This window comes from Actinomyces qiguomingii (assembly GCF_004102025.1).
In the GTDB taxonomy this organism is placed as follows: Bacteria; Actinomycetota; Actinomycetes; order Actinomycetales; family Actinomycetaceae; genus Actinomyces; species Actinomyces qiguomingii.
Map to the genome: position 1 here is coordinate 328453 of NZ_CP025228.1, position 10484 is coordinate 338936.

Here is a 10484-nt window from a genome sequence, read left to right on the forward strand (position 1 = left end):
AAGACACTGTACTGCACCTCGAGGCCTATTCGTGGGATCGCTCTTGCTCTGCGGGAACACGGGGCGTTGGGCATATGGAACAACCTAGTGTCGCGCGCGTGCCGTCGGAGATGTGGATAACGTTCTATGACCGGGAGGCCGGGTAGTTAGGGCGCAGAAGAGAAATCCGGCCCCGGAGAGTATGCCGATAGTCGGCAGCATGAGAGGCATGCCGAGTAGCATGCCGACAACCCCGACTGCGATCAGCCACAGGCCTAGGCCTCGCTCCCTGAGACTGTTGTTGAGATAGGTGCCTGAGAATGCATAAATGGCGCCCATGAGAATGCAGGACGTCCCATAAGCGACGTGTTCTACGCTGTCGAGCCGTAACAGCGCAGCCGCCGCTGTGCTGATTGACGCCGTCAGTATTAGACCAATCAACCAGGCGGTTCCGAAGATGGCGGGCCGCCTGGATGCATGTCCGTGAACGCCGCGGTACTGCTTGAAGCTGTGGGTGAAGATCATGAGCAGTGAAGCCATGCCGACGATAGCAACTATCCAACCCGCACCACCAACAGTAGGAGATACCTGCAGCAGGGCGTACTGTCCACCGAATCCTAAGACGTAAGTCGCCGCGAGGAGCAGGTACACGAAACGGTCGTTGATCTGTGTGCGACGGCGAAAAAACATACGGAGCTCATCGATTCGCTCGACGATGACTGCCGCCTCATCTCTCTCATCATGCATGCTGTTCTCCCTTCCTTCGCCAACATACGAGTCTACATGATGCGGGCGCACCGGGAGGGTTGTTCGGCCGAGGCGGATGCGGGCATTCCTCAAAAGGCTCCCCGTGGCGGGATGCCGGTGGTGAGGGGATTGTGGAAACCATGTGCCGACGCTCTATCTGAAGTTCTTTCCTTCATCGCGACGGTACAGCGCTACTGAGCCGATGGTGGCAACAACGGTCCATACGAGAATGATCGCTAGGTTGCTTGGGATGAATGGCCGGTTGCTTAGGTAATCAGAAGTGATGGCGCCAGCTGCGCCTGTAGGTAGAAACTTGGCAACGGCGTCGACCCACGTTGGCATGGGCATACCGCTAATGCCACCGAAGAGGATCATGACAAACGCGACTGTTAGACTTACTGCGAGAGCGGTCTTCTTCGAGAGTAGGAATCCAAGGGCTAGGCCTAGTGTTGTGATGGGAAGGGTGAGCAGTAGGGCGACGCCGAGGATTACTACCGCTTGGTTGAGTGTGGGGTGTGCGGCGGTGACCAGTACGCCGATGAGGAAGGTTCCGGTCGCGCTGATGAGGGCACACACTATAGGCGCGATAAGCCAACCTGCCAGGCGCGGGCCTGGTCCTGTGGGTAGGGTGCGCGAAAATAGGTAGAACTCGCTTTCGCGTGCTTCGGGCACTCCGGTGGCGGGAAAGTTCGTGCACACCATTAGTACACCCACGAGGCTCAGGTATCCTATTAGGGAGAGAGCAAGGTTGGAGTCGGACTGAATATTCATCGGCGAGACGAAGAAGAACATTAGCATAATCAGCGGATATGCTATGTTGAGGATTACAGCGGTAGGTTCTCTCAGCCATATTGCGAGCTCGAACCGCGTCCATTCTCTGGCCAGTTTTATTTGCGATTGGAGAATGACCGTCGTGTCTGTCCCAGTACTCATGATGCCTCCTGACCGATAGATAGTTGCGCGAACGCTTCCTCCAGGCTGGGCTTGCGGATGTCGATGTCGGAGTAGTCAACTCCAGCGTCGGCCAGTGATTGGAGTGCGGCACTGGCGTCGTCTACGTGAAGGATGACGTCTCGTCCCTCCCGCTGAGCGCTGCGGATGTTCGCGAGGTTTAATGCGCGGTCGTCGGAGGTCGTCAGGCGGATGACGGTAGTCGCCGCACCTCGAACAAAGGAGGATGCGTCGTCGTCGGCGTTGATATGACCGTCCCGGATCATTACGATGCGGTCAGCGAGCGCTTGAACTTCGTCGAGGTAATGGGGCTCTTCGCGTTTAGGGGTGTAGTAGCTGTTGTCTGAAGCCTCCGGCGTGGATGAGGCTGCGGATGGTGTAGTTGGTCAGATTCCTGAAGCCCAGGGCGATGCCGCGTAGGTGCTCCAGGCGGCCGTTGACTGCTTCAGTGGGTCCGTTGGATGTGCCGCGGTGGTCGAAGTAGGCGAGTATGTCTTCGCGCCGCTGGGCCAGGGTCTTGCCCAGCGACTTCAGCTCTTCGAGGGCGTCAGGCACGCCGGTGGTGAGGGTCTGCATCACTTTCTCCATCAGGGTCTTGCCCTGGGCGGGGGCCTTGGCGCGGTAGGCGGCCATGATCTTCTGATACACGCCCCACATGATCTCTACCGGAGTGTTGTGGGGGTCGGCGAACAGTTGTTCGAGACGCTCCCAGCCCTTGTCGCTCACCAGGCCCGCCCCGGTGCGCAGCAGCCTGCGGGCCTTGTACAGGGGGTCGTCCTTACGGCCCCGCCGCCCGGTGGTCTCGCGCTGGGTGCGGCGGCGGCACTCATCCAGCTTGTCCCCGGCCAGCGCGACCACGTGGAAGGGGTCCATGACCTCCGTCGCGCCGGGTAGGGCCTCGGCGGCGGCGGTCTTGAAGCCCGCGAACCCATCCATCGAGACCACCTCGATCCGGCTGCGCCAGTCCTCGTCGCGTTCCTGGAGCCATTGCTTGAAGGCCTGCTTGGAGCGGCCTTCGATCATGTCCAGCAGGCGGGAGGGGCCGGTACGGTCGCGCACGGGTGTAAGGTCGATGATGACGGTGACGTACTTGTCGCCCTTGCGGGTGTGCCGCCAAACATGCTCATCCACCCCGATGACCTCCACACCCTTCAGACGTCCAGGATCATTGATCAAGCGGTCCTTGGCCCGCTCAAGGACGGCCTCATTGGCGGTGTGCCAGGACACCCCCAGAGCTGCCGCCACACGCGAGATGGACATGAACTCCACCCCCACGGCCCGGATCGCCCACTCCTTGGCCGCCAAGGTCAGCCTCGCCCGCTTGGCGGCCGCACGAGACGCGTCCTGCCTCCACACACGCCCACAGCCCTGGCAGCGCCACCGGCGCAGCCGCACCAGCAAGTGGGTTGGGCGCCAGCCCACCGGAACATGCGCCAGCCGCCTCGCGACGGTCCCCACCGGGGCGCCCTGGGCCCCGCAGACCCGGCAGAACGCATCCTCCTCGCAGACCTGCAGCCGACACTCCACCAGTGCACCGCCGCCATCTATGCGCATGCCGGTGACAGTCAGTCCCAGCGCGTCCAGGCCCAGGAAACTAGCAAAATCAGGGGCAGCAAAGGTAGTCTCGGCCATGTCGAGGTCTCCGTGATCGGTGGTGTTCAGCAACCACCAATCATCGGGGACCTCGACCCCTACCCGCCCCTGCGACACGCGCACCCACGACTACCCCACCACCACACCCTCAAACACGAAGAGCCGGTAATGGCTCGTAAGCAAAATCGTGACGCCCTGACTGGCTCTTTCCTGGATGGTGTCCCACAGGTGGCGTCGCGCGCTCACGTCCAACCCCGTTGACGGCTCGTCGAGCAGCACGAGGCGAGGCCGGCCAACGAATGCGAGCGCGACGGACAGGAGCCGCTGTTGCCCTCCGGATAGCGAGCCTGCGGCCTTTTTGGAGAGGTGGTCGAGGCCGAAGGCGCTGAGCAAGTCCTCGGGAGCTTCGTGGTCAGCGAAGTGTTCGGCCACGAACCGTACGAGTTTGAGGACGCTCATGTTCTTGACGATTCCGGGGCCTTGAGGTGTAACTCCGAGGTGGACTCTGGCCTCGGGGGTGCGCGGATCGACTCCGAACAGCTTGACCTTACCGGCGCTTGGGCGGCGCAGGCCGGCGATGAGGCTGAGAAGTGTTGTCTTGCCCGATCCGTTCGGCCCGAGTAGGCCCACGGTCCCGCCAGTGCTTATCTGGAGGTTGAGTCCCGTGAGCGCACGCACCTGGCCGAAGCGCTTGTCTACATTCTCTAGCGCCACGGGTGTGTCGAAATGAAGCCGCATGACACCTCCTACGCGATTGCGTAGAGGACTCTATGGCGTAGAGTGGCTCCTGTCAAGAGCGTCATTAGGTCCGCGTCGGTGCTCGCGCGCGAAGGTTGGGTCGCTCCGGCAAGGCGGTTACGAAGGCCACGGGGCGAGCGTGTTAAGCCCTGCCCTCCGGATGGGGCGCGTGCAGTCTGGTGTCGAGCGACTCTGCGTTCGTTTCGCCGACCGCCGGGTCCTCACGCGGGGGTCGGCTGCTGGCCGCGGTGGACGGCCTCCAGCATGAGGGTGGCCACGTCCGTGACGCGCACGTCGGCGCCCTCGGAGGCGACGCCGTCGGAGAGCATCGTGGTGCAGAACGGGCAGGCCGTGGCGACCACCTGCGCGCCGGTGCCAATGGCCTCCCGCGAGCGCTCCACCGCGATGCGCGTGCCGATCGACTCCTCCATGAAGGCCCGCGCCCCGCCGCCGCCACAGCAGAAACCGCGGTCGCGGCTGCGCGGCATCTCCACGGTGGTGGCGCCGGTCGCCTCCAGCAGTTCACGCGGCGGGGAGTAGATGCGGTTGTGACGGCCCAGGTAGCAGGCGTCGTGGTAGGTGACGGTCGGGGCGGTAGGGGATGGGGCGGCGTCCCGTGGGAGGGCGTCTCGGCTACCATCCGCGGCCCTCGTGCCTCGGGCCGCTCCCGCCAGCCCCGCCACGCCTTCGACGCCCTCCCCCGGAGCGTCGCCGGCCCCAGCCTCCGCGGCGGGCTGCGCCGTCGGCCCCGCCTGCGGGGGAACGGGGCGCAGCCGCCCCTCCCGCACCAGCCGGCTGAGCAGCTGCGTGTAGTGCACCACCTCGTAGCGCCCTCCCACCTGCGGGTACTCGCGGGCCAGCGTGTTGAAGCAGTGGGCGCAGGTCACCACGATCTTCTGCGCGCCGGCCTCATTGAGCGTCTCGACGTTCTGCGCCGCCAGCGTCTGGAACAGGATCTCGTTGCCGGCGCGGCGGGCCGGGTCGCCGGTGCAGGCCTCGCCGTCGCCCAGGACCGCGAAGGACACCCCCGCGGTGTGCAGCAGCTCGGCGACCGCCCGCGTCGTCTTCTTCGCCCGATCCTCGTACGCGCCCGCGCAGCCCACCCAGAACAGGTAGTCGACCTCTTCGGCCGACTCGATGTCCTCACCGATTACCGGCACGTCGAAGTCCAGGCCCTTGGCCCAGTCCATGCGCTTGCGCGCCGCCAGCCCCCAGGGATTGCCCTTGGACTCCAGCTTGCGGAACATCTGCCCCAGCTCCTTGGGGAAGGCCGAGGCCATGAGCACCTGCTGGCGGCGCAGGTCGATGATGTGGTCCAGGTGCTCAATGTCCACCGGGCACTGGTCCACGCACGCCCCGCAGGCGGTGCAGGACCACAGCACGTCCGCGGTAATCACCTCGCCGTTCAGCGGCGCCGGGCGCGTGGCCACACCCGTCTCGCTGGGGGCGGCCTTGGCGGCCAGCAGCGCGCCCAGCACGTCACCGGTGTGGGCGCTGCCCGGGGCCAGGCCCAGATCGTCGTCGTCCTCCAGGCCGTCGGTCATGCCGGCCAGCCGCCCGAGCGGCCTGCGGGCGCCGCGGCGCTGCGCCAGCATCTCATCGGTGACATCGTCGGGTTCGACCCCGAGCGCACTGGCCGCCCGCAGGTAGGGGGCGGCGGCGGCGTGATGATCGCGCAGGGCCAAGGTGAACAGTTTGGGGGACAGGGGTTTGCCGGTGTTCCACGCCGGGCACAGGTCCTGGCAGCGGCCGCACTCGGTGCAGGTAGAGAAGTCCAGCAGGCCCTTCCAGGTGAAGTCCTCGATGCGCTCCACGCCCAGCTTGACCTCGGTGCCCGCCTCCTCCGCGGCCTCCATGGCGGCGTCGAGGTCGTCCAGGGTATCGGCGGTAAGCGGTCGGCCGTCCGGCAGTGCCAGCGGCTTGGCGGGGCCGAGCGCCTTGGTGCCGTCGGTGTTGCGGCGTGCGTAGACGTTCACGAAGGCCAGGAAGCGGTGCCAGGCCACGCCCATCGACGGCTGCCGGCCCACCACTACGAACCAGCTCATGGAGATGACGACCTTGATGGTCGCCACCACCGTGATCGCGGCCGCCAGGGCGTTCGCGCTCAGCGGCGCCAACAGCGAGCCGGTCCAGGCGGTCAGTGGGAAGTGCGTCCAGTGGGCCAGGGCGGCGTCGGCTGGGTCGGCGGACAGCGCAAGCTGTGCGTGCTCCAGCATTCGCAGCACCAGCACGCAGGCCACCACGCCGGCCACGACCGCCTCCACGAAGTACGCCTGCCCCTGGCTGGAGCCGGCGAAACGGGAGGTGCGGGTGCGGGTGCCGCCCGCGGAGTCGGTGTTGAAGGGGGGCGCGGCGGCGCGGCGGCGGGTCAGGTGGCGGCGCACCATGATCAGGTGGACGATGCCCGCCAGGCTCAGCCAGGCGATGAGCTCAACCACCCACGCCCACCAGGCCTGGTGGCCCAGCCACGGCAGCTCCCAGTGCGGGCCGGCCAGCACCTGGCCGTAGCCGGTCACCAGGGTCAGGAACAGCAGGGGGAAACTGACCATCACCAGCCAGTGCGCGGCCCGGATCCAGGGGCGGCCCTTGAAGGCGGTGTGGCCGAGGACCTCGCCGAGCATGCGCGCCAGGCGCCGGCCCACCGGGAGCAGGCGCTCGCGGGGGACGGGCCGGCCCACGCCCATGCGGTTGGCGATGGTGCAACAGGCGCGGCCGAATACGAAGACGCCGATCACCGTCGTGACTGCGACGATGATGGTGCACACGACGCGGATGCCCATCAGCCAACTCATGGCGTCAGCCTATGCAAGCGGACGGGTGAGGGTGTGCAGGCGTCACCAAGGCGCGGCTGGGATGCGGGTGAAAAGGCACGGCGGGGCGCGGGTGAGGCGGCTGGGGCGGGGCTGGTGGCGGCTCGGGTGTTGGCGGCGGCTCGGGTGTGGGCAGCGGTTGGCGGCGGCTGATGTGGCGTGGGGGTGTCATAGGATGCAGCACTTTCAGCTCCGCCACCGCCGCCTGCGCTCACCGTAGTCGCGGATTCCTGCGGTTTCTGCGTGGATGCGAGACTGGTGCAATCTGAAAGTGCTGCATTCTGTGACAGGTGCGGGGGCGTTCGCCCGGTGAAAGCAACGAAGGTACGCATCCGACGGATGTGTTGGGACGGACGTGGCCGGGGAAGGTGGTGTTGGTGCGGAGGGGAGCAGCAGGTGTGGCGCACGCTTAAGAAATGAGCGTATTGGTGGAAATGGCTTTATTTTGCGGTTTTGAGTAGGCGGTGTGCGGCCCGGTGAGGCCTCCTGCGTGCGGCGGGGACGTCGGCGCACATGGGAGCCTCGGCGGTGGGTTCGGCAGTCTGGGACAAAATGGCGGAATTGCAGCGAAAAGTCTGGAATTGGGGGAGTCGTGAAGGCGCCTTAAGCGTGCGGAGGCGTCGGTGCTTGTGGGCAATGACGTCGCGCAGGGACGGTTGTAAGGCCCTGCGGGGTGCGAACGGGGGCATCCGAGGGCTTCTTGCACGGCGTTGCCTGGTCGCTCATGCTGACCGGCGGTACGCTAGATACATGAGCGTGCAGGTCAGTGTTGCCGAGGCCGAGGCGCATCTTTCGGAGCTGTTAGACCGCGTCGAGGCCGGCGAGGAGATCACGGTGGCTCGGGGCGGCAGGCCCATCGCCACGCTTAAGGCCGTCGTTTCGGAAGGGCGTCGTACCTTCGGGGCGCGCCCCGATCTCAAGGTTCCTGATGAGTTCTTCTTTGAGCCCCTGCCAGAAGACGAGCTTGAAGCGTGGGAGTAGGCATGGCCTACTTGCTTGATACACACGTCGTGGCGTGGCTGATCGCGGAACCGGAGCGCCTGCCCGATGATGTCCTTGAGGTATTCGCAGACCCGGTACAGGACCTGCTTGTCTCCTCCATTAGCGCGTATGAAGTCGCGCAGAAGGTTCGTCTGGGCAAGTGGAATGAGGCAAGGCAACTGGCTGACGACTGGACGGATCTGGTGGAGAGTGTGGGTCTACAGTCGCTGAGTGTAGATGCCAGGGATGCGCAAACCGCTGGCCAGCTGGACTGGGAGCATAGAGACCCCTTCGACCGGATCATCGCGACTCAGGCGATGCTGTGGGGGCATCAGCTGGTCAGCGCCGACCGCGTGTTCAGCTCCTTGCGTGGCGTTCAACTCCTGAGTCTCGCATGAAGTGGATGACGATGTTGCGGGTGCGAGGTGAGTACTTGCCCTTTGGGGATGTCAGTTGGCGGCCGGGAGTGCGGGCAGGAATCAAATAAGGCTCAGGTCGCCTGAAATGAGTCCGCGCGCTCCGAGACGATGGTGACTAGGACTACAGTGTGCTCGTCTCGCGCCCCCCGCCACCAGCAACGGGCGCTCTCGCATGAACAGGCACCGATGACTACGCAGACCTCACCCCAGTCCACGGGCGCGACCGCAGGCTCCAGCCAGGATTCCGGCACTGATGCTGCTCCGGCCCTGCCCGAACCCGGGCAGGTCGTGCAGGTGCGGGGCGTCACCTGGGCCGTCACCGACGTGCGCGAGCAGGGCCTGCCCCACAGTCCCGCCGACGATTCACGCACCGACCTGGAGCACCTGGTTTCTCTGCAATCGCTGGCCGAGGACCGCATGGGCGAGGAGCTCACCGTCATCTGGGAGCTGGAGGTCGGCAACTCGGTCATTCCGGACCGCGGCCTGCCCGAGACGATCTCCACCGATGCCTTCGACGACCCGGACACCCTGGGCGCCTTCGTGGACGCCGTGCGCTGGGGTGCGGTCACCTCCGCCGACGCCAAGGCTTACCAGGCGCCCTTCCGCTCGGGCGCGACCCTGGAGCCGTACCAGCTCGAACCTCTGCGCCGCGCCCTGGAGGCGCCGCGCACCAACCTCCTGCTCGCCGATGACGTCGGCCTGGGCAAGACCATCGAGGCCGGCCTGGTCATTGAGGAGCTGCTGCTGCGCCACCGCGCCCGCTCGGTGATCATTGTGTGCCCGCCGAGCCTGGCCCTGAAGTGGCGCGATGAGATGCGCGAGAAGTTCGGCCTGGAGTTCGTGATCGTCGACTCCGCCCGGATTGCCGCCGACCGGCGCACCTACGGCCTGGCCGCGAACCCGCTGCGCCTGTATCCGCGGGTGATCGTGTCCATGGCCTGGCTGCCGGGCGTGCGCGCCCAGCGGCTGCTGCGCGAGGTACTGGACGACGCCGGTCGCCCGGGCAGCGCCCACAACTACGCCTTCGACGTGCTGGTGGTGGATGAGGCGCACCACGTGGCCCCGGCCGCGCCCTCGGCCATCGGCGGCGGCCGCGGTTACGCGGTGGACTCCCAGCGCACGCGGGCGCTGCGGCGCCTGGCCGAGAAGTGCGAGCACCGCCTGTTCCTGTCCGCCACCCCGCACAACGGTTACACCGAGTCCTTCACCGCCTTGCTGGAGATGATCGACACGCGCCGCTTCGCCCGCGGCGCCGAGATCGACCGCAAGGCCCTGGATGAGGTGACGGTGCGTCGGCTGAAGGCGGATGTTCCGGACCGGGACTTCAAGCGCCGCAAGGTCAACTCCGTGGAGTACACGGCCGCCGCCGATGAGGAGGAGGCCTACGCCAAGCTCGACTCGCTGCTGCGCGCCTCGGGCCGCCAGCAGGGGCGGCGCAGCCTGGACATCGCCGCCCTGCTGCTGAAGAAGCGTTTCCTGTCCAGCCCGTGGGCCTTCGCCCGCACACTCGGCAACTACCTGACCGATCCGGTGGCGGCGGGCGCGGACTACTACGACGTCGACGACTACTACGCGGAGGTCATGGGCTCGGGCCAGTCGGATGAGGAGGAGGGCCGCCTTGAGCAGCCCGAGACGGACACGCTCCTGGCCACCCGCAGCGGCGACGCGCTGAGTGCCGCCACCAAGGCGGAGTTGGAGAATCTGGCGGACTGGGCGGGCGGCTACCAGGCGCGGGCGAACTCCCGGCTGGAGGCGTTGGCATCCGTGCTCGACGCCGTCTGCCGCCCTGACGGCAGGCACTGGACCAATGAGCGGGTCGTCGTCTTCACCGAGTATGCGGACACCCTGGATTGGATTGTCGGCGTGCTCGGCTCACAGGGTTACGGCGCGGACCGGCTGGCGGTGATCCAGGGGTCGACCCCGGCGGAGGAGCGCGAGCGGATCAGGGCCCGCTTCAACGACGACCCCACGCAGGAGCCGGTGCGGGTGCTGGTGGCCACGGATGCCGCCGGCGAGGGCATTGACTTGCAGGCCTACTGCCACCGCCTGGTGAACTTCGACGTGCCCTTCAACCCGTCCCGCCTGGAGCAGCGCATCGGTCGCATCGACCGTTACGGGCAGCACCACACGCCCGAGGTGACCTACCTCATTCCGCGGCGGGGGGGGGTGCCTCTCAAGGCCTTTGCTCCGGTGAGCTCGACTTCCTGAACCGGCTCGCGGAGAAGATCACCACCGAGACCCGGGACCTGGGCGCGCTCAACCCGCT

Annotated in this window: 9 protein-coding genes; 3 read left to right on the forward strand and 6 right to left on the reverse strand. The window is 66.3% G+C overall.

All coding sequences use genetic code 11. The features are described 5' to 3' along the window. Window positions 1–84: 84 nt before the first annotated feature. The 6 genes from CWT10_RS01380 to CWT10_RS01405 all read right to left on the reverse strand — a co-directional run bounded on the left by CWT10_RS01380 (window position 85) and on the right by CWT10_RS01405 (window position 6800). Complete coding sequence (locus tag CWT10_RS01380) at window positions 85–726, reverse strand: hypothetical protein (RefSeq protein WP_103061609.1); 642 nt, start codon at window positions 724–726, stop codon at window positions 85–87. A 153-nt stretch (window positions 727–879) separates the two neighbouring features. Beyond that, a complete protein-coding gene (locus CWT10_RS01385; RefSeq protein ID WP_103061608.1) occupies window positions 880–1659 on the reverse strand; it encodes an ABC transporter permease in 780 nt (259 codons plus the stop codon). Then, entirely contained in the window at window positions 1656–1943 is a 288-nt protein-coding gene (locus CWT10_RS01390) for a hypothetical protein (RefSeq protein WP_128683214.1), read from the reverse strand. Before CWT10_RS01390 ends, CWT10_RS01385 begins: the two co-directional genes overlap by 4 nt. A 55-nt stretch (window positions 1944–1998) precedes the next feature. Beyond that, a complete protein-coding gene (locus CWT10_RS01395) occupies window positions 1999–3309 on the reverse strand; it encodes an ISL3 family transposase (RefSeq protein WP_103062545.1) in 1311 nt (436 codons plus the stop codon). 90 nt (window positions 3310–3399) lie between these two features. After that, window positions 3400–4008 carry an ABC transporter ATP-binding protein gene (locus CWT10_RS01400; RefSeq protein ID WP_128683215.1) on the reverse strand — a complete coding sequence of 203 codons (609 nt, stop codon included), beginning with the start codon at window positions 4006–4008 and terminating at the stop codon, window positions 3400–3402. Window positions 4009–4229: 221 nt separating this feature from the next. Further along, window positions 4230–6800, reverse strand: a complete 2571-nt coding sequence (locus tag CWT10_RS01405) for a heterodisulfide reductase-related iron-sulfur binding cluster (RefSeq protein WP_103061606.1) — start codon at window positions 6798–6800, stop codon at window positions 4230–4232. A 768-nt stretch (window positions 6801–7568) separates the two neighbouring features. Between CWT10_RS01405 and CWT10_RS01410 the strand changes: the two genes are divergently transcribed. The 3 genes from CWT10_RS01410 to drmD all read left to right on the forward strand — a co-directional run bounded on the left by CWT10_RS01410 (window position 7569) and on the right by drmD (window position 10426). Next, the gene (locus CWT10_RS01410; protein WP_103061605.1) at window positions 7569–7799 is read left to right on the forward strand and encodes a type II toxin-antitoxin system Phd/YefM family antitoxin; all 231 of its coding nucleotides are present in this window, start codon (window positions 7569–7571) and stop codon (window positions 7797–7799) included. A gap of 2 nt (window positions 7800–7801) precedes the next feature. Then, window positions 7802–8197, forward strand: coding sequence for a type II toxin-antitoxin system VapC family toxin (locus CWT10_RS01415; RefSeq protein WP_103061604.1), 396 nt, complete (start codon window positions 7802–7804; stop codon window positions 8195–8197). A gap of 207 nt (window positions 8198–8404) precedes the next feature. Further along, window positions 8405–10426 carry a DISARM system SNF2-like helicase DrmD gene (drmD, locus tag CWT10_RS17015; RefSeq protein WP_199176285.1) on the forward strand — a complete coding sequence of 674 codons (2022 nt, stop codon included), beginning with the start codon at window positions 8405–8407 and terminating at the stop codon, window positions 10424–10426. Window positions 10427–10484 lie beyond the last annotated feature (58 nt).

Coding starts and splice junctions, on each gene's coding strand:
- CWT10_RS01380 (WP_103061609.1), bottom strand. CDS start 726: ATGCATGATGAGAGAGATGAGGCGGCAGTCATCGTCGAGCGAATCGAT.
- CWT10_RS01385 (WP_103061608.1), bottom strand. CDS start 1,659: ATGAGTACTGGGACAGACACGACGGTCATTCTCCAATCGCAAATAAAA.
- CWT10_RS01390 (WP_128683214.1), bottom strand. CDS start 1,943: ATGATCCGGGACGGTCATATCAACGCCGACGACGACGCATCCTCCTTT.
- CWT10_RS01395 (WP_103062545.1), bottom strand. CDS start 3,309: ATGGCCGAGACTACCTTTGCTGCCCCTGATTTTGCTAGTTTCCTGGGC.
- CWT10_RS01400 (WP_128683215.1), bottom strand. CDS start 4,008: ATGCGGCTTCATTTCGACACACCCGTGGCGCTAGAGAATGTAGACAAG.
- CWT10_RS01405 (WP_103061606.1), bottom strand. CDS start 6,800: ATGAGTTGGCTGATGGGCATCCGCGTCGTGTGCACCATCATCGTCGCA.
- CWT10_RS01410 (WP_103061605.1), top strand. CDS start 7,569: ATGAGCGTGCAGGTCAGTGTTGCCGAGGCCGAGGCGCATCTTTCGGAG.
- CWT10_RS01415 (WP_103061604.1), top strand. CDS start 7,802: ATGGCCTACTTGCTTGATACACACGTCGTGGCGTGGCTGATCGCGGAA.
- drmD (WP_199176285.1), top strand. CDS start 8,405: ATGACTACGCAGACCTCACCCCAGTCCACGGGCGCGACCGCAGGCTCC.